This is a genomic window from Enterococcus canis NBRC 100695 (assembly GCF_001544375.1).
GTDB lineage: Bacteria > Bacillota > Bacilli > Lactobacillales > Enterococcaceae > Enterococcus_H > Enterococcus_H canis.
In genome coordinates this window covers 500,518-518,840 of record NZ_BCQJ01000001.1, presented here as the reverse complement: position 1 = coordinate 518,840, position 18,323 = coordinate 500,518, and the positions used below count along the sequence as shown (strand labels likewise).

23 protein-coding genes are annotated in these 18,323 nt (G+C 42.5%); 20 read left to right on the top strand and 3 right to left on the bottom strand.

The features are described 5' to 3' along the window. Window positions 1-10 precede the first annotated feature (10 nt). From gatC to ECA01S_RS02600, 8 genes are all read left to right on the top strand, one after another. Entirely contained in the window at window positions 11-316 is a 306-nt protein-coding gene (gatC, locus tag ECA01S_RS02635; RefSeq protein ID WP_067390625.1) for an Asp-tRNA(Asn)/Glu-tRNA(Gln) amidotransferase subunit GatC, read from the top strand. Next, a complete protein-coding gene (gene gatA, locus ECA01S_RS02630; protein ID WP_067390622.1) occupies window positions 316-1,779 on the top strand; it encodes an Asp-tRNA(Asn)/Glu-tRNA(Gln) amidotransferase subunit GatA in 1,464 nt (487 codons plus the stop codon). Before gatC ends, gatA begins: the two co-directional genes overlap by 1 nt. A 2-nt stretch (window positions 1,780-1,781) precedes the next feature. Continuing rightward, window positions 1,782-3,212: an Asp-tRNA(Asn)/Glu-tRNA(Gln) amidotransferase subunit GatB gene (gene gatB / locus ECA01S_RS02625; RefSeq protein ID WP_067390620.1), complete on the top strand. Its 1,431-nt coding sequence runs from the start codon at window positions 1,782-1,784 to the stop codon at window positions 3,210-3,212. Between the two features lie 13 nt (window positions 3,213-3,225). Beyond that, on the top strand, window positions 3,226-4,263 hold the full coding sequence (locus ECA01S_RS02620; RefSeq protein WP_067390617.1) for a diacylglycerol kinase: 1,038 nt from the start codon (window positions 3,226-3,228) through the stop codon (window positions 4,261-4,263). Window positions 4,264-4,265: 2 nt separating this feature from the next. Then, window positions 4,266-4,910: a YdeI/OmpD-associated family protein gene (locus ECA01S_RS14530; protein WP_067390614.1), complete on the top strand. Its 645-nt coding sequence runs from the start codon at window positions 4,266-4,268 to the stop codon at window positions 4,908-4,910. Window positions 4,911-5,002: 92 nt separating this feature from the next. Beyond that, window positions 5,003-6,373 (top strand): 23S rRNA (uracil(1939)-C(5))-methyltransferase RlmD, encoded by a 1,371-nt coding sequence (gene rlmD, locus ECA01S_RS02610; RefSeq protein WP_067390611.1) that lies wholly within the window; start codon window positions 5,003-5,005, stop codon window positions 6,371-6,373. A gap of 152 nt (window positions 6,374-6,525) precedes the next feature. Beyond that, window positions 6,526-6,786 (top strand): hypothetical protein, encoded by a 261-nt coding sequence (locus ECA01S_RS02605; RefSeq protein WP_067390608.1) that lies wholly within the window; start codon window positions 6,526-6,528, stop codon window positions 6,784-6,786. A gap of 136 nt (window positions 6,787-6,922) precedes the next feature. Next, window positions 6,923-7,558: a nitroreductase family protein gene (locus ECA01S_RS02600; RefSeq protein WP_067390605.1), complete on the top strand. Its 636-nt coding sequence runs from the start codon at window positions 6,923-6,925 to the stop codon at window positions 7,556-7,558. A 62-nt stretch (window positions 7,559-7,620) separates the two neighbouring features. On the opposite strand, the gene ECA01S_RS02595 is transcribed toward ECA01S_RS02600, so the two are convergent. The 3 genes from ECA01S_RS02595 to ECA01S_RS02585 all read right to left on the bottom strand — a co-directional run bounded on the left by ECA01S_RS02595 (window position 7,621) and on the right by ECA01S_RS02585 (window position 10,268). Next, window positions 7,621-8,826, bottom strand: coding sequence for a TMEM175 family protein (locus tag ECA01S_RS02595; RefSeq protein ID WP_067390602.1), 1,206 nt, complete (start codon window positions 8,824-8,826; stop codon window positions 7,621-7,623). A gap of 154 nt (window positions 8,827-8,980) precedes the next feature. Next, window positions 8,981-9,745 (bottom strand): hypothetical protein, encoded by a 765-nt coding sequence (locus tag ECA01S_RS02590; protein ID WP_067390599.1) that lies wholly within the window; start codon window positions 9,743-9,745, stop codon window positions 8,981-8,983. Beyond that, window positions 9,738-10,268, bottom strand: a complete 531-nt coding sequence (locus tag ECA01S_RS02585; protein WP_067390596.1) for a sigma-70 family RNA polymerase sigma factor — start codon at window positions 10,266-10,268, stop codon at window positions 9,738-9,740. The genes ECA01S_RS02590 and ECA01S_RS02585 overlap by 8 nt, the downstream gene beginning before the upstream one ends. Before the next feature lie 112 nt (window positions 10,269-10,380). Between ECA01S_RS02585 and ECA01S_RS02580 the strand changes: the two genes are divergently transcribed. The 12 genes from ECA01S_RS02580 (at window position 10,381) to ECA01S_RS02530 (ending at window position 18,302) form a co-directional block, all read left to right on the top strand. Next, window positions 10,381-11,001 carry a helix-hairpin-helix domain-containing protein gene (locus ECA01S_RS02580; RefSeq protein ID WP_067390593.1) on the top strand — a complete coding sequence of 207 codons (621 nt, stop codon included), beginning with the start codon at window positions 10,381-10,383 and terminating at the stop codon, window positions 10,999-11,001. Window positions 11,002-11,347: 346 nt separating this feature from the next. After that, entirely contained in the window at window positions 11,348-11,617 is a 270-nt protein-coding gene (gene rpsN / locus ECA01S_RS02575) for a 30S ribosomal protein S14 (RefSeq protein ID WP_067390590.1), read from the top strand. A 15-nt stretch (window positions 11,618-11,632) separates the two neighbouring features. Beyond that, entirely contained in the window at window positions 11,633-11,806 is a 174-nt protein-coding gene (rpmF, locus tag ECA01S_RS02570) for a 50S ribosomal protein L32 (RefSeq protein WP_067390587.1), read from the top strand. Between the two features lie 12 nt (window positions 11,807-11,818). Then, window positions 11,819-12,190, top strand: coding sequence for a hypothetical protein (locus ECA01S_RS02565; RefSeq protein WP_067390584.1), 372 nt, complete (start codon window positions 11,819-11,821; stop codon window positions 12,188-12,190). A 21-nt stretch (window positions 12,191-12,211) separates the two neighbouring features. Further along, on the top strand, window positions 12,212-13,180 hold the full coding sequence (locus ECA01S_RS02560) for a CobW family GTP-binding protein (RefSeq protein ID WP_067390581.1): 969 nt from the start codon (window positions 12,212-12,214) through the stop codon (window positions 13,178-13,180). Beyond that, window positions 13,181-13,297: a putative metal homeostasis protein gene (locus ECA01S_RS14305; protein WP_169792747.1), complete on the top strand. Its 117-nt coding sequence runs from the start codon at window positions 13,181-13,183 to the stop codon at window positions 13,295-13,297. An 18-nt stretch (window positions 13,298-13,315) separates the two neighbouring features. Then, window positions 13,316-14,845, top strand: coding sequence for a zinc ABC transporter substrate-binding protein AdcA (locus ECA01S_RS02555; protein ID WP_067390578.1), 1,530 nt, complete (start codon window positions 13,316-13,318; stop codon window positions 14,843-14,845). Between the two features lie 75 nt (window positions 14,846-14,920). After that, window positions 14,921-15,322, top strand: a complete 402-nt coding sequence (locus ECA01S_RS02550) for a NusG domain II-containing protein (protein ID WP_067390575.1) — start codon at window positions 14,921-14,923, stop codon at window positions 15,320-15,322. Between the two features lie 122 nt (window positions 15,323-15,444). After that, entirely contained in the window at window positions 15,445-16,041 is a 597-nt protein-coding gene (locus ECA01S_RS02545) for a histidine phosphatase family protein (RefSeq protein WP_143139568.1), read from the top strand. Continuing rightward, the gene (locus ECA01S_RS02540; RefSeq protein WP_067390572.1) at window positions 16,038-16,436 is read left to right on the top strand and encodes a MerR family transcriptional regulator; all 399 of its coding nucleotides are present in this window, start codon (window positions 16,038-16,040) and stop codon (window positions 16,434-16,436) included. The genes ECA01S_RS02545 and ECA01S_RS02540 overlap by 4 nt, the downstream gene beginning before the upstream one ends. Window positions 16,437-16,438: 2 nt before the next feature. Next, on the top strand, window positions 16,439-17,419 hold the full coding sequence (locus ECA01S_RS02535; protein ID WP_067390569.1) for an aldo/keto reductase: 981 nt from the start codon (window positions 16,439-16,441) through the stop codon (window positions 17,417-17,419). A gap of 16 nt (window positions 17,420-17,435) precedes the next feature. Continuing rightward, the gene (locus tag ECA01S_RS02530; protein WP_067390566.1) at window positions 17,436-18,302 is read left to right on the top strand and encodes an aldo/keto reductase; all 867 of its coding nucleotides are present in this window, start codon (window positions 17,436-17,438) and stop codon (window positions 18,300-18,302) included. Window positions 18,303-18,323: the final 21 nt, after the last annotated feature.

The window sequence follows — 18,323 nt, the reverse complement described above, 5'->3', positions numbered from 1 at the left end:
AGGAATGAACATGGCGATCAGCGAAGAACAAGTCAAACACGTCGCAAAACTTGCGAAACTTTCCTTTCCTCAAGAGGAGTTAGAGGAGTTTACGAACCAATTAGGCAAAATCATCGATATGGTGGAAATGCTGGAAGAAGTTGATACAGAAGGCGTGCCTTTCACGTCTAATGTGATTGAAACCGTCAATGTGATGCGCGAAGATGTGGCCAATCCAGGGATGTCGCGTGACGAATTATTAAAAAATGCACCGGAATCTGAAGATGGCTTCATCAAAGTACCGGCGATCATTGACAACGGGGAGGCTGGCGCATAATGACCTTATACGATAAATCACTGACAGAATTACATGATTTGTTGGTTTCTAAAGAAATCAGCGCACAAGACCTAACAAGAGCAACGCTAGACCGCATTAAAGAAACCGAACCAGAAGTCGAAGCGTTTATTACGATTAGTGAAGACAAAGCCTTAGCGGAAGCGAAAGCGTTAGATGAAAAAGGCATTTCAGAAGAAAACATCTTGGCAGGTATCCCAATTGGGATCAAAGACAATATCGTCACCAAAGACATCTTGACGACGGCTGCCAGCAAAATTCTCTATAACTTTGACCCAATTTATGATGCTACCGTGATGGAGAAAGTTTATCAAGCCGATATGATTCCAGTAGGAAAACTAAACATGGATGAATTTGCCATGGGTGGTAGTACTGAAACTTCTTATTTCAAGAAAACAAAAAATGCGTGGGACGCAACCAAGGTTCCGGGCGGTTCTTCTGGTGGTTCGGCAGCAGCTGTTGCAGCTGGGCAAATCCCTGTTTCATTAGGCAGTGACACGGGTGGTAGTATCCGTCAGCCGGCTGCTTTTAACGGTATTGTTGGGATGAAACCAACCTATGGACGAATTTCTCGTTTTGGCTTGATTGCCTTTGCGTCTAGTTTAGACCAAATTGGCCCCTTGACACGGGATGTCCGCGATAATGCGGCAACATTAACCGCAATCAGCGGCTACGATCCAAAAGACGGGACTTCGGCAGGTGCCTCAGTTCCTGATTTTACGAGCAAAATGGGTCAAAGTATCAAAGGCATGAAAGTCGCTTTGCCGAAAGAATATTTAGGTGAGGGCGTACAACCAGGCGTGAAGGCGGCTGTCTTAAAGGCGGCTGAAACCTTTAAGGCGCTAGGTGCTGAAGTCGAAGAAGTCAGCCTGCCTCATTCCAAATACGGGGTGGCCGTCTACTACATCATCGCCTCTTCTGAAGCCAGCTCTAACTTACAACGCTTTGATGGTATCCGTTATGGCTATCGTTCTGAAAACGTTAAAAACTTAGATGATGTCTATGTTAACTCCCGTTCAGAAGGCTTTGGTGAAGAAGTGAAACGCCGGATCATGTTAGGAACCTTCTCCCTTAGTGCCGGTTATTACGATGCTTATTTCAAAAAAGCGGGCCAAGTACGGACGCTAATCAAACGCGACTTTGAGAAAGTTTTTGCTGACTATGACTTGATCATTGGTCCATCGTCTCCAACGGTTGCCTTTGGTTTAGGCGAAAATATCAATGACCCAATCACTATGTATATGAGCGATATCTTAACAATTCCTGTTAACTTAGCTGGCTTGCCAGGGATGTCGATCCCATGTGGTTTTTCAGAAGGTCTACCAGTCGGCTTACAAATCATCGGCAAACCATTCGATGAAGCAACCATGTATCAATTAGCAGCGGCTTTTGAGGAAGCTACTGATTTCCATCAACAAAAACCTGTGATTTTAGGAGGAAAATAAGTATGAATTTTGAAACTGTCATCGGCTTGGAAGTCCATGTCGAGCTAAAAACTGAATCAAAGATTTTCTCTCCTTCGCCTGCTCACTTTGGTGCGGATCCGAATACCAATACCAATGTCATTGACTGGGGCTACCCAGGTGTGTTGCCTGTCATGAACAAGGCAGCTTTGGAGTTTGGTATGAAAGCGGCGTTGGCGTTGAACTGTGAAATCTCCAAGGATACTCATTTTGACCGCAAAAATTATTTCTATCCAGATAATCCCAAAGCCTATCAAATCTCACAATTTGATCAACCCATCGGTCATGATGGTTGGTTAGAGATTGAAGTAGCTGGTAAAAAGAAAAAAATCCGGATTGAACGGGTCCATCTAGAAGAAGATGCCGGTAAAAATATGCATGGTATCGGCGGTTACTCTTATGTCGATCTAAACCGTCAAGGAACTCCTTTGATTGAGATCGTTTCGGAAGCTGACATGCGTTCTCCAGAAGAAGCCTATGCTTATTTAGAAGCATTGCGTTCGATCATCCAATTTACAGGCGTTAGCGATGTGAAAATGGAAGAAGGTTCGATGCGCTGCGATGCCAATATTTCTTTACGTCCTTATGGTCAAGAAGAATTTGGGACCAAAGCTGAGCTGAAAAACTTAAATTCATTAAACTTCGTGAAAAAAGGCCTGGCTTATGAAGAAAAACGTCAAGCAAAAGTTCTGCTATCTGGTGGCGAAATTCAACAAGAAACTCGTCGTTTTGATGAAACAACCAATAAAACAATCTTGATGCGGGTTAAAGAAGGTTCTAGTGACTATCGTTATTTCCCAGAACCAGACATTCCACGCTTTGTGATTGACGACGAATGGATCGAAACTATCCGCGCTACTTTACCAGAAATGCCCAACAAACGTCGCGCCCGTTACATCAATGAATTGGGTTTGCCTGAATATGATGCGATGGTACTGACTTTAAGTAAAGAGATGTCGGATTTCTTTGAAGCTACACTAGCTGACGGTGCCGATGCAAAACAAGCTTCTAACTGGTTGATGGGTGAAGTTTCTGCCTACTTGAACAGTGAAAAAGTTGAACTAGCTGAAACAAAATTGAGCCCAGCAGGTCTGGCTGGCATGATTAAGTTAATTGCAGATGGGACTATCAGCTCGAAAATTGCGAAAAAAGTCTTTAAAGAGCTGATTGAGCATGGTGGCGACCCACAAGTAATCGTCAAAGAAAAGGGTCTAATCCAATTATCTGATCCTGCCCAACTATTGCCAATAATCAATGAGATCTTGGATAACAATCAGCAATCCATCGACGACTTTAAGAACGGCAAAGATCGCGCTGTCGGATTCTTGGTGGGACAAATCATGAAAGCAACCAAAGGACAGGCTAACCCTGGGGTAGTCAACCAACTGCTTAAAGAAGAGTTGAATAAGCGCTAAGGAGTGGTTATAGATGAAAAAAGCACGCGTCATTTATAATCCCACTTCTGGTAAAGAATTGGTCAAACGGAATTTAGCCGATATTCTGCAAGTATTAGAGGACGCTGGTTACGAAGCCAGCGCCTTTGCTACTACGCCAGCACCTGATTCCGCTCGTGATGAGGCCCATCGTGTTGCCAAGCTAGGTTTTGACTTAGTGGTGGCGGCCGGTGGTGATGGTACCATTAATGAGGTGGTCAACGGGATTGCCCCTCTGAAAAGACGCCCGAAAATGGCGATTATTCCAGCTGGAACTACCAATGATTATGCTCGCGCATTGAAGATTCCTCGAAATGACATCCTAAAAGCAGCCCAAGTGATTAGCAAAAATCAGACAGTGAAGATGGATATTGGTCATGCGGATGATCAATATTTTATCAATATTGCCGCTGGTGGCTATTTGACCGAGCTGACTTATGATGTACCTTCAGAACTGAAAAGTATTTTTGGCTATCTCGCGTATTTAGCCAAAGGTGCGGAAATGTTACCACGAGTGAAACCAATCAAAATGCATTTGAAATATGATGAGGGAGAATACGTTGGCAATGCGTCAATGTTTTTCCTAGGATTGACTAATTCAGTGGGCGGCTTTGAACAAATTGCGCCTGATGCGAAATTGGACGATGGCAAGTTTAGCTTATTGATTATCAAAACAGCCAATATCTTTGAAATCGTTCATTTAGCTGCTTTGATGTTAAACGGCGGCAAGCATATTAATGATCCGCGTCTGATTTATACGAAGACTAGTACTTTGTTCGCTGAAACCCTTGACGAAGATAGTCGGATGATGATCAATTTGGACGGAGAATATGGCGGTGATGCGCCCATGACCTTTACCAATCTGCATCAGCATATTGAAATGTTTGCTAACACCGACGATATCCCTGATGATGCGTTAATTGGGGACGAAGAGGAAGAAGAGCTACAAGTTGTGGGACAAGAATTCGTTAAAGAAGTAGAAAAACTGACAGATGAAGATATCGACGGAGACGGCCATATAGGGGAGGAATAAAGTTGTTCCCAGCACTAATAAAGAAGTTGAAGTTAGATCGCTTTGAAAAGCCAGTTCTGATAAAAGCACCAGCTGATTATGATGTTACAGGAGTGGCTTGGACGACAGCTGCCCAGCCAGATTTGCTTTTTACCTTTATTGAAACCTTGCCCGAACTAGTCCCTTTGTTGCAGCAAGCTCAAAAGCAGCTACCAGAAGCTGGTGTCTTCTACTTTGCCTATCCTAAAAAAGGCAATACCCGTTTTGACCACTTTATCGGTCGGGATGAGATTATGCCTTTTCTAAAGGTAGATGAAGCAGGTTTTATTCCTGAAACGGATCTGAAGTTTAACCGCATGGTGGCTTTAGACGAGGACTATACTGTCATAGGCCTAAAGAAAACCACCCAGCGTACTAGCTCAGCGGCTTCTCAACGGGTAGGGGATTATGCAGAACGAATTCCGGAATTGAGTCAACAACTGCCCGCAGATATACGGCCAAAATTTACAGAGTTAACGCCAGGTTATCAAAAGAATTGGGCCCGTTTCGTTTATAGTGCCAAGACGGCGGAGACTCAGGCAAAGCGTCTGGATCAAATGACCGAAGCCTTATCACAAGGCTATAAATCTATCGATTTGCTCCGAAAAGCAAAAGCAGATAAACTGTAGCTGAATGGCTGCAGTTTTTTGCTTGCAAAGAAAGGTTGCTTTTCTGAAAGCTATCCCGTATGATGTGAAAAGCGAAAGAAAAGGAGTTTCCAATGAAAACATATCCTGTTAAGAAAAATGATGTAATTGAAGTTACCATCCAAGATTTGACCCATGAAGGGTTAGGCGTTGCTAAAGTCGACGGCTATCCACTATTTATCGAAAATACGTTGCCTGGCGAAAAAGCCCAAATTACGGTGGTAAAAGTCGGCAATAAATTTGGCTATGGCAAAGTGTTAGAACTACTAGAAAAAAGTCCAGCCCGCGTAGAGCTGAAGGACCACAATCTCTTACGGACAGGCATTGCGCCCCTACAACATATGCGCTATGAAGATCAACTATTATTCAAACAAAAGCAAATCGAAAACTTGTTACATAAAGTAGCAAAACTTGAAATTCCTGTTTTACCAACTGTTGGAATGAGTCAACCATTTGGCTACCGCAATAAAGCGCAAGTGCCCGTTCGCAAATTGAATGGCGAATTAATTACCGGTTTTTACCGTAAAAATAGCCATGATCTTGTGCCTATTGAAGATTTTTATATCCAAGACCCAGCGATTGATGCTGCCATTATTGCGGTACGTGATATTTTGGCTCGCTTTAATGTAAAAGCCTATAATGAAAAAGACAATACTGGCACCATCCGCCATATCATGATTCGTCGCGGCCATTACTCCCATGAAATGATGGTCGTATTGGTAACACGGACCACAAAACTCTTCAAAAGCGAAGCGATGGCGGAAGCCATTGTAGCAGCTTTACCAGAAGTTGTTTCAGTTATCCAAAATGTCAATCCTGATAAAACCAATGTCATTTTAGGCTCAGAAAACAAAGTATTATTCGGGAAAAGCTATATTGAAGATCAATTGTTAGAACGCCGCTACCGTATCTCAGCGCAGTCCTTTTACCAAGTCAATACTTCACAAGCCGAGTACTTATATCAAACAGCCATTGATATGGCAGAATTGACGCCAGAATCCATCGTGATTGATGCCTACGCCGGTATTGGAACCGTTGGCTTATCTTTAGCTGACCGCGTTTCCCATGTTTACGGTATGGAAACTATCCCAGAAGCGGTGTCCGATGCCAAAGAAAATGCTGCCCAAAATGGTATTGAGAATGCTTATTATGAAGTCGGCAAAGCAGAAGACATTATGCCACGTTGGAAGAAAGCCGGCATCGAAGCCGATGTCGTTTTCGTTGACCCACCGCGAAAAGGCTTAGAAGCTAGCTTTATCGAAGCAACAGCTGCTATGGGACCTAAACGCGTGGTTTATATTTCATGTAATCCAGCAACCCTGGCACGGGACTTGAAACTGTTCCACGAATTAGGCTACGAAGCACAAAAGATCCAACCAGTTGATCTGTTCCCACAAACACACCATGTGGAAGCCGTGACAGTGTTGGAAAAAGTTGAAAACTAAACCTTCAACTTTAGAGTGTTATATAAGCAATTGAATATTAAAGCAGCTAATAGTTACTAGTGAGAAAAAGGCACTTCTGTAAAAGGAAGTGCCTTTTTAAACCTTGAAAACAATAAATGGTATTTATTATTAAAAATAGGAGACTAATCATTATGAAAGATGATGTTTTATCAGGCTTATGGGAGCCTCCTGCAAACACTAGTGATTTACGGCCATCGAGTAATAAGTGGCATGAAGCATTAAAGAAAATTGCGGTGGAAGATTTCAAAGTTGCATATGCTGGCAGCATAGTCTATATTAAAAAAGGTTCGAATTATTACCTTGATAATAGCAACCGAATTTTGGTAGGATGGCATGGAACCTATGACCCGCCATGTGGTATGGATGGAGAATTGCTGTTAGATAATGACTAAGCCCAATTTCGTTTTTTGTTCAGACGCAAAAGGTTTTGGTGAATAGTTCAATTGGTACAGTGATTACATAAATGCTATGGCGAGCGTAAAAGTCGTAAATTACCAGAAAAATTGAATCAAGAAAGAAGCGAAAAAAATGTCTGAATTTATCAATAATGATTTTGCTGATGTGGTATTGAATCGTCGGTCGATTCGTCTTTATGATGAAAAGGTCAAAATCAGTCGGGAAGAAATGCTGCAAATGTTGAACGAAGCGAATGAAGCACCGTCTTCAGTGAATTTACAGCCTTGGCGTTATGTGGTGGTAGATACGGCGGAGGGCAAGGAAGCGTTGCGTCCATTGGTGCGGTTCAATCAAGTGCAACTGGATACTGCGGCGGCTATGATTGTGATTTTTGCGGATCGCAAGCCTCATGAGTATGCAGAAGAAATTTACGGTCAAGCGGTTAAAGAGGGTAAGATGCCGCAAGATGTTTCAGAACGACAATTAGCAATGATTATGCCTCGTTATGGAAGTTTGCCGGAAAGAGATATGGATGCGATTGTAATTCGTGATGCTAGCTTGGCGGCGATGCAGTTGATGTTAGTTGCGCGGGCCCATGGGTATGATACTAATGCTATTGGCGGTTTTGATGCAGAGCCTATGGCAGCAACACTTGATTTAGATCCAGATCGTTATTTGCCGGTCTTGATCTTATCAGTGGGGAAAGCTAAAGAAGCTGGTCATGATTCTGTTCGTTTACCAGCGGATAAAATTACAACTTTTAAATAGTCAAAAATCGTTTAGCAGGCTTTAAGTTACTAGAGACTGCTAAGCGATTTTTTGATTTAAGACTAATCGTCCTTTTTCTTAGAATCAGGTTCCTGCTTGAAAACTTTGGATAGTCGTCCTGATAAACTGGCCATGCGTTTTTGAACTTGTTGGACATTTTGCTGGGTGCGGGCGTTGCTGGTGGTAATTTCTTCATGATATTTTTCTGATAGCTCATCCAACTGACTTTGCCACTTTTGCTGTTTCTTTGGATCGGTTTCCTTTTGCAGTTTTTCTTGTAATTCTTGCATCTCTTCTTGAATTGGGTCCAGTCGTTTTTGCAGGCGCTGTTGTTCCTGACCTTGTCGCCTTTTGAAATGTTCTTGGGTTTCGGCTAGTTTATCGCGGATATCATCCTGTTCAGACTTGATTCGCTGAATCTTTTTCTCGATTGTTGCGGCTTCGCGTTCATCATGGGTCTCATTCAAACGTTTGGTCAGCTGATCTAGTTCTGTCGACAAACGGTCATTCCATTGGCGATCGAAGTTTTGCCACCAATCTGGGCGCCGTTCATCAGGTCGCGGCATTTTGCCAGTGTTACTACCGTTGTCCAAGGCTGATTTCAGCAGAGTACCATATTTTTTCCAGTTATTTTGCCAAAATTGCTGTTGATCTTGTCGGTAGAAATCGCGCTGTTCCGTACCCATTTGCTCAATAAACTCGGTTTCTTCGTGATCCACGGCATTTTGCAGAAAGTCTAGAATTGGTAGGATCATGTAAACAACGAGACTAAAACGGGCAAAAAATAATCCTAATACTAAGAGCAAGATACGGGCTCCAATCGTCGCGATCCCCCGGCGGCGTACACGATTGATTTCTTCTTTCGGCGTTTGTTTGGCGGCCACTGCTTGTTCCGTCAAAGTGTTTAAAAGTTTCTCGGTAAACATAACCACTAATAGCGTTAGAATCCCGTACATCAATAAAGTCGATTTTGACGTTTCTTCGATTAGCACATCGGTAGCTTTCGGGACTAGCGATAAAAGAAATAGCGAGAAGAGATAAATCACTAAATCCTTGTTTGTAACGGTCTCGACTTTGTTAAAGCGTTGCGCGGTTTGAAACCAAATGTTGGCAACGAAACAAAAACTAATAAAATAGATGCCAATCGTAATGAATAGCGAGGTAAGCTCTACTTGTCCATTGACGATTTTGACGGGAAACTCCACTACCATAACAGTCATGATAATGGCAATCACAGCATCACTAAATAATATGACACGTTCTTTCATAGGTCACCTCACAGGTCTTTTCCTTAGACTACTGTTTTTAGTCGATTTAGGCAAATAAAAGGGGACTTGCATACAAAAAAAGGAGCTGTGACATAACTCAAAAAGTTATGTCGCAGCCTCTTCATATTCCGAATAAACGCTTCTGCCTTCACCTCTAGTAAAGATAAAGATTTCGGTAGATGCCCACACCTCTAAACATGCCTGCCAAAACTGGTAGGACGATCAAGGCAATCAATAGAATAATGCTGACGATATACACCCACGTGGCGACCTTCGTATTACTAAAAATGTAATCAAAAGTAGTATTCCGATGGACATGTTCATCCACGAGAATCGCATTCAAAGCGGGGATGTTGCGTAAGTGCCGCTCTAACGTTTCAGCATCGCGAGGCGAGAGCATTTCAGTAAAGATTTGGTTGCCGGACTGAAAATCAAAGGTATACCAATAAGTATGTTTGCGTTTATTACGCCAACCTTTGGCTTGCCAGTCAAAGTAACCGATTTTATGTTTTTCGAAGCGAATACCTTTGATTGAATCATAAGGATGGCTGAAAAAATGACCATCCTCCAAAAAATCTAAGACCACTAAGAAGATCATGCGTCGATCTGTAAAGATCATCAAGCGATTGCCTCGTGTGTCGTGGAAAGCATTCACATAGCTGCGGGCGTCTTTTTGACGGGCGTAGCCCATGCCCATCCAACCACTGGTTCCCATAGCAGAGTTACTTTCATTTGTCATTGGTAGAAAACCTTCAATCGATTCACCAGCTTCTAGTAAAGGCTCGACTTTTTTCAAGAGATCCTTTATGAAGATATACATGCGTGCTTCTTTTTTCATTAAGTCTTTTTCTTGCTGGGTAACCGTCTCGTCTTGATCTGCTTCAAGGCGATGGATAGCTTTTTTAAAAAAGTTAGGCATTTGGCTCGACTCCTTTCATTGCTGCAAGTTTCTTACGTCCGCGGGAGAGGCGATTGTAGATGACTTCAGCTTTCAAACCTAGATCTCCAGCAATCTCCTGGGGTGAATCTTGATAATAGTAGTGTTTTAGGAAAATCAATTGATCTTCTTCAGATAAGGCCTCCACTAACGTTAAAAAAGATTCTTTAGGAAAATAGCTTTCTTCTGTCGGATTTTCTTCTAAAGATTCACTGGGAACCATTTTGAGGTCACGAATAATTTTTCGCTTCATATCCAAAGAAAGACGCCGTGCAATGGTAAGACACCAGGTTTTAAAACTGCTTTTTTCTGGATCGAATCGCTCAATTTGATTCCAAATTCGGTAAAAAACTTCATTTTGGACTTCTTGATGGTAGCTTTTTTCAGCGGCATGATTTAAAACGCGCCGAATCATCATGAGAATATCACCACCATATTTATCGATCAATTGATCCAAGCCATCGTAATCTTTTTGCCTGATGGCAGTTACGATCATTGTGTCCATCTCATCACCTGCTTTCTACCCTATTATACGTTCCCAAAGCTTGCTTTCTATCAACCATTTAGAAATATTTTCAAAAAATGCGTATATAGTGATAGAAGGTAGGTGGAGATAGGTGGAACGATTACGACAAATACCAAGCTGGATTTGGGCAGTGGCAGGGGTTGTTTTGTTTGGCTTACTCTTTTTAGTGAGTCAGCGTCTATTGGCACCGGCGGATCCCTTAGCTACGGTACTTGGGAGCAGTGAGGTAACAACGGAAACTAGCGAAACAATCACTGAGACCACTACGATGTCTACTCAAGCCGTGATTTATGTCGATGTAAAAGGAGCGGTGAAACAGCCTGCTTTATATCAGCTGCCTGCAAATAGCCGGGTACAGGCAGCAATTCAAGCGGCAGGCGGTTTTGCAGAACAGGCCGATCAGAATCAAATTAATCTAGCACAAATTCTCACAGACCAAGCCATGATTTATGTTCCTAAAAAAGGCGAGACGCCACCATCATCCTTGCAGCAGCCTGCTACGGAAAGTTCTGGAGAGACGATAAAAGTGAATATAAACACGGCTAGTGAACAGGAATTGCAACAGTTGAGTGGTATTGGTGCTAAAAAGGCCGCTGATATTATTCAGTATCGTGAGGCAAATGGTTCCTTTAAAAAAATAGAAGAGTTAAGTGAAGTTAGCGGTATCGGTGAAAAGACCGTAGAAAAGTTACGTCCTTTTGTCACTTTGTAACTGCCAATCAAAGCAACAAATCCATATAAAACTAGGGCCTGAGTGTAAAACCGTTATATTACAAAGTGTCCCTTCGTAATACTTTGACTCGTTAAATGTAAGATCAATAAACTAGCAAAGTCTGATGTTCTAGCGAAGAAATATGCAGACTTCTTTTTTTGTTAATCGTTATTTTATTTAGCTGTAGAGGCATAGTATAAGCACTTATAACATGAGATGACATTCATTTGAATTAAATTTCATGTTATTTTTTATTGACTTTAATTTTACGAACTGATAAAGTAAGTACGTCAAATCGTAATTGTTACGATTTGTAAAAGGTAAATCAAAAAAGGAGTAAGTGCCAATGGCAAAAAAAGCAAAGATTGCAAAGATGCAAAAGCAGCAAATGGTGATTGAACGATATGCAGCACAGCGTCATGCGCTAAAAGCGACGAAGGATTATCAAGCCTTAGCGAAACTGCCTAAAGATGCTAATCCAACGCGTCTGAAGCTGCGTGATCAAATAGATGGTAGACCACGAGGCTATATGCGGAAGTTTGGTCTGTCGCGAATCAAATTCCGGGAGTTGGCCCTTCAAGGCTTGATTCCAGGTGTCAAAAAAGCTAGTTGGTAAAAAGGAGGCAGAATCATGGCAGTTCCCGCAAGAAAAAAATCAAAAATGAAAAAGCGTAGTAGACGTGGTCAACAAGGACTGGTTCCACCAGAAATCGCTTTTGTGCCAGAAACTGGCGATTATCGTCGAAGTCATCATATTTCGTTGAAGGGCTATTATAAAGGTCGCAAGGTTATGGAACTAGGCTAGGAGGAAAAGCTGATGCAGATCATTTATCCGCCGTTAGTAGAAGAAAGCTTTGCTTACTGGGGAGGAATAGATTCTCAAGAAAAAAGTGCTGTATATCAACAGATGGTTGCAAAAGGTATCATTACAGAAACAGGCGAACCAACGATGGAAGCATTAGAGCAGGGCTGGGTGAAAGCCTATGATGAAGCAGAAAATCTGAGCTTTGCCGATTTTTTAATACTTTATCCGGTTTTTCAAAAAATGGATCCTACTGTTTTTCAACTAATAGAAGGCTTTTGGGAGATTCCTGTTTCACTTAAAGAACAGTTAGAGTGCCAACTAAAGGCAGGGCTTTTTGATTATGACACTGCTGTGCAGCTAACTGAATACCTGGCTGAGCGTTGATTAGAGAAAGAGGGCAATTTGATGGGCATTCCAATTACGATCGTATCTGGTTTCTTAGGGGCTGGCAAAACAACCTTGATCAATCAAGTCTTGGCACAAACAGGAAAGCCAACTGACGAGATTCTGATCATTGAAAATGAATTTGGCGAAACTGGTATCGACCATCAGCTGCTCCTGCATGAAGAAGAGCGTATCTTGCAACTGAATAATGGGTGTATGTGCTGCAGCTTACGCAGTGATTTAATTGCCACTTTGACTGCGGTACTAGAGGTTGTACAGGCGAACCAGCAGCCTATTAAACAAATTATTCTGGAAACAACAGGCATTGCTGATCCTCAGCCAATCGTCCAAACGCTACTGACGGCGCCACAATTGCGCGGCTACTATTACATTGATAGTTTGCTGACCGTCATCAATCCAGCACAATGGTTTCGTTTATCGCAGGAAGCAGCAGCCTTAAAGCAAATAGCGATGGCTGACAAAATTTTTATCCGAGAAGCGGATCAAAAAGTGGCGCCACAAAACCTATTGAAAGAAATCAATCCTTTGGCAGAACAGATAGTCTGGCAAAAGGATTCCCTGAAAGATGCTGATTTCTTCGATCTGGATTCCTTTCACGCACCTTTAGATGCTCAAACTGCAGTTGAAACAAGTCATGTACATGAGCATCACCACACGCATCATGGGTTTCATACGATGCTCTTAGAAGCAGATAAACTAGCAGAGCCAGCTTTTATAGAGTGGCTAGATTGGCTTTTATGGCATCATCAGGAAAAGCTTTACCGGATCAAAGGAATTTTGACCTTTGCCACATATGAGTTTGCTACAACGTTGCAAGGTGTGAATCAACAGGTCAGCTTTCAGCAAACAACAAAACCAGCCGTTGGTACTAAAATCGTTCTGATTGGCAAAGACCTGCCAGAGGTATTAATCCGGCAAACATTTAAGCAGACATTCGCAACAGAATCTTTAATGAAAGAAGGAAGATAAATGGAGAAAACTGATATATCCAGTGCTTACCGGCGTCTAAAAAGTCCTAATATCAAGACTCGTAAACGCGCCTTGAAGGTCATTAAAGCGCATCGTCGCAAGAAAAAAGTAGCATAAGTTAGAGAGGATAAGAGCATGAAAAAATTAGGATTGAGTTTGTTGAGTATTGTGACACTAGGAATATTAGGGGCGTGTACAGCTGACAGCACAGCGCAAGAAACGCCTGATAAAGAGAAGCTATCAATTGTCGCGACTTTTTATCCCATGTATGACTTTACTAAAAATATCGTAGGAGAGGCCGGTGAGGTGGATTTATTGATTCCAGCTGGGTCAGAACCTCATGATTATGAGCCATCTGCTAAAGATATGGCGGCAATTCATGATGCAGACGTTTTTGTTTATCATGATGAGAACATGGAAACATGGGTTCCGCAGGCTGAAAAGGGCTGGGCCAAGGGTGCGCCTAATGTCGTACAGGGCACCAAAGGCATGATCTTGCTACCTGGCGGTGAAGAACATGATCACGATCATGAGCATGGGGAGGGGCATCATCATGAGTTAGATCCTCATACCTGGGTTTCTCCCCACATGGCAATTCAAGAGGTCAATTCTATCACAGATCAGTTGAAAACACTCTATCCAGACAAGGCCAAAATTTTCGAAACCAATGCCGAAAAATACTTGGCGAAATTAGCAAAATTAGACCAAACATATAGTGATACTTTAAAAGTGGCTAAACAAAAAAGTTTTGTGACGCAGCACGCGGCTTTTGGCTATCTTGCCTTGGATTATGGCTTACAACAGGTTGCTATTGCTGGACTAAATCCTGATCAAGAACCTTCACCTAGCCGGATCGCTGAGCTGAAGGACTATGTGGCGGCTAATGATATCCATTATATCTATTTTGAAGAAAATGCCAATGATAAAATTGCGCAAACGTTAGCCAATGAGGCCAAGGTGAAACTAGAAGTCTTGAATCCTTTAGAAAGTTTAACAAAAGAGCAAATGGATAATGGGGAAGATTACATTTCCGTGATGGAAGCCAATCTTAAGGCGTTGGCAAAGACAACTTCTGTCGCCAGTAAAGAAGTGGCCCCAGAACACGCTGCTGATACTGAAAGTGAAAAGACCGTTGCGGCCGGCTATTTTGCAGATGCTGATGTGAAGGATCGCGCGTTAAGCGACTTTGCTGGTGAATGGCAATCCGTCTATCCGCTTTTACAAGATGGCACGTTAGATGCCGTTTTCGACTATAAAGCGAAGTTGAATCAAGACAAGTCTGCGGCTGAATATAAGGAATACTATGAAGCAGGTTATAAAACAGACGTCACCAACATTGCTATAACGGGAGATACGATGGACTTTATCGTTGATGGTCAGCACTATAAATATACCTATAAATCAGCAGGTCATGAAATTTTGACCTATGAAAAAGGAAACCGTGGTGTTCGTTTCAAATTTGAGACCGATGATCCCGCTGCCGGTCGCTTTAAATACGTGCAGTTCAGTGATCACAACATCGCACCAGTTAAAACCGCTCATTTTCATATTTACTTTGGTGGTGACAGTCAAAAGCAGCTAACCGAAGAATTGCATAATTGGCCGACTTATTATCCGAGTGACTTGTCTGGCCATGAAATTGCTCAAGAAATGTTGGCTCACTGATATTTTACGGTGTATGAATCTGTGATATGATGGAACAACCTTAATGAAGCAATTTTTAGAAAGTGAGCAGTTTCCATGAAGTATTTCCCACGTAGCGATGTCAAACTTGGTGATCTCCTGATTATTGGGACTTTGATAATCCTGTCTTTTTTGCCCCATGTTCTTTTTTGGCAGCAGGAAAAACAAGCGGGTACTGGCGCGCTGGTAGCAGTAGTCTCAATCGATGGCAAAAAAATCGACCAGTTTCCACTAGATACAGCAGAGCATCAACTCGTAACCTACCATCCTAACGATGAACAATATAATATTGTTGAAGTCATGCCAGGGAAAATTCGGGTGAAAGAGGACAATAGTCCCGATCAAATCGCAGTTCGTACTGGCTGGATCTCAAAGCCGGGTCAGACAAGTATCTGCTTACCGCACCGCTTAGTGATTAGTTTGGAACGCGATGGTAAGGCAGAGTATACGATCTATTAGGTAGTATGCTCCGACTATTTCAGAATCTTAAAAGCAAGAAAACATCTTTTTTGATGTTTTTTTGCTTTTTTGCTTGCCTTGAAGTGGACTCCAAGGGTTACAATCAGTTTGAGGTGAGGGAAATGGGGAAAATGTTGTATTTAATGCGTCACGGTGAGACCTGGTTTAATCGCCTACATAAGATTCAGGGCTGGTGTGATGCACCTTTAACGGAATTAGGAATCTTACAGGCGCAACAAGCACGAGATTACTTTAAGAAGTCGGGTATCACTTTTGACGCTGCCTACTGTTCTACTTCTGAGCGTGCCTCTGATACGCTAGAACAAGTCACTGAACTATCTTATCAGAGAATGAAAGGATTAAAAGAGTGGCATTTTGGTCGTTTCGAAGGAGAGCCAGAATTTTTGAATCCGCCATTACCCTATGGCGACTTTTTTATTCAAGCAGGAGGGGAAGGCGAACTGGAGTGCCGGGCAAGGGTAGCAGCAACCTTACTGGATATTATGCAGAAAACAACCGGCAAAAATGTGTTGGCAGTCTCTCACGGCGCGAGTTGTCGCCAGTTCATGAGGTATTGGGGACATACCAGTCAGGTGGACCAAAAGGAACGTCTCGGAAATTGCTGCATTTTAAGATTTAAGTTTAATGACGACAACACATTTCAATTGGAAGAAATCATCAACCACGACTTTTCCAACTTAGCGGAGGGCAAAAAATGAAGATTACAGCAGTTAGCAAAAAATATGCTATTTCGACCGACACATTGCGTTATTACGAACGAGTAGGGATTATTCCCCCTGTTACCCGCGATGAAAATGGCTATCGTGATTTTTCGGAATACGATTTGAATTGGGTTTACTTTGCTAAAGCGATGCGTAATGCGGGAGTTTCGGTGGAAGCACTAATCGAATATGGCTTATTGTTTAGACAGGGCAGAGAAGAGACACTTGAGGCAAGACGCACAATTTTATTGGAGCAACGAAACATCCTGGAGCAACGTATCCAAGAAATGCAAAACACATTGACTCTTTTAGAGTATAAGCTGGAAGGCAATCCCGAGCATTTAAGAGCATTTGAGAAAAAGCTAGAAAAAGAAAGACAATTGGAGGAATGAAGATGCAATACGTAAAATTAGGTAATACCGGCATGGATGTCTCACGACTTTGTTTAGGTACGATGGGGTTTGGTGATCCTGCTAGCGGGTTTCATGAATGGGTAATTGAGGAAGCAGAAAGTATGCCGGTAATTGAAAAGGCCTTGGCGTTAGGTATTAATTTTTTCGACACCGCTAATGTCTACTCCTATGGTGCTAGTGAACAGATTTTAGGCAAAGGCCTTAAAAAATATGCACGGCGGGATGAAATCGTGGTGGCAACGAAAGCGTTCAGCGCTATGAAGAAAGCCCCTAACAGCAGCGGCTTGTCTAAGAAGGCCCTGTTCTATCAAATTGACCAAAGCTTAGAACGTTTGCAGATGGACTATGTCGACTTATATATCATTCATCGCTGGGATTATGATACACCAATTGAAGAAACGATGGAGGCGCTACACAGCATTGTTCAGTCTGGCATAGTTCGTTACATTGGCGCATCAGCGATGTATGCCTGGCAGTTCGCTAAAGCGCAAGCCGTGGCTGATAAAAATGGTTGGACAAAATTTATTTCGATGCAAAACCATTTGAATCTTCTTTATCGAGAGGAAGAACGGGAAATGCTGCCGCTTTGTCAGGATCAAAAAGTAGGTATTACCCCATACAGCCCATTAGCATCAGGACGTTTGACACGCGATTGGGATGCTACCACAAAACGCTTTTTAACGGACAAAGTGGCTCATTCTAAGTACGATACGACCGAGTCACAAGATCGTATTATCGTTGAGCGAGTAGCAGAGCTTGCAGATAAGTATGAGGTGAAACGCGCGCAAGTAGCCTTAGCTTGGTTACTACAAAAGCCAGAAGTGACAGCGCCAATCATTGGTGCGACAAAAATCAGTCATTTGACAGACGCCTTGCCAGCGCTAGATTTAAAATTAACCCATGAAGATGTGGCCTATCTTGAGGAACCTTATCAGCCACATCGCGTAGTAGGTGCTATTTAGTTAGGAGGGAAAGAGTATGCAGATGGTAACGCTCAATAATGGTGTTCAAATGCCGCAACTGGGGTTTGGTGTCTATCAAATCCCTGCAGAAGAAACCGCAGAATCGGTCTATCAAGCTATAAAAATTGGCTATCGCTTGCTAGATACAGCCATCATTTACGGGAATGAGACGGAAACCGGCTTAGGAATTCAGCGGGCAATCGCGGAAGGTTTTGTTACGAGAGAAGATCTTTTTATTACGTCAAAGTTATTCATCATGGAAACACCGGAAATGAAAGCACATCAGGCTATTGACTTATCACTGGAAAAGCTGGGACTAGATTACTTGGACCTTTATCTGATCCACCAGCCTTATGGTGATGTTTATGGGGCGTGGCGGGCCTTGACGGCTGCTCAAAAAGAAGGAAAATTGCGTGTAATTGGCGTATCAAATTTTAGTTCGGCCAAAATGATTGAATTTGTCAGTTTGAATGAAGTGAAACCGCAGATTAATCAAATTGAAGTGAACCCATGGCATCAACGAGTGATTGATCAGGAGTGGCATAAAAAGTATGGCGTACAAATTGAGGCATGGGCGCCTTTTGCTGAAGGTCGCCAGGAGCTATTTCATAATCCTGTCTTGGCTGAGATAGGGGCCAGACACCAAAAATCAGTTGGTCAAGTAGTGCTTCGTTGGCTAATACAACGCAGGCTTGTTGTATTGGCAAAGTCAGTGCATCCTGAACGCATGGCAGAAAATTTGGCTGTTTTTGATTTTGAGTTGACGTCGAAAGAAATGACGGAGATTGCTAGCTTAGATCAAAAAGGTTCAGCCTTTTTCGATCATGACACACCTGAACAAGTTGAATGGTTTATGAAACGAATGTTGGATACCCAAAAATAGGCAGAACTTCTTATCGAGTTG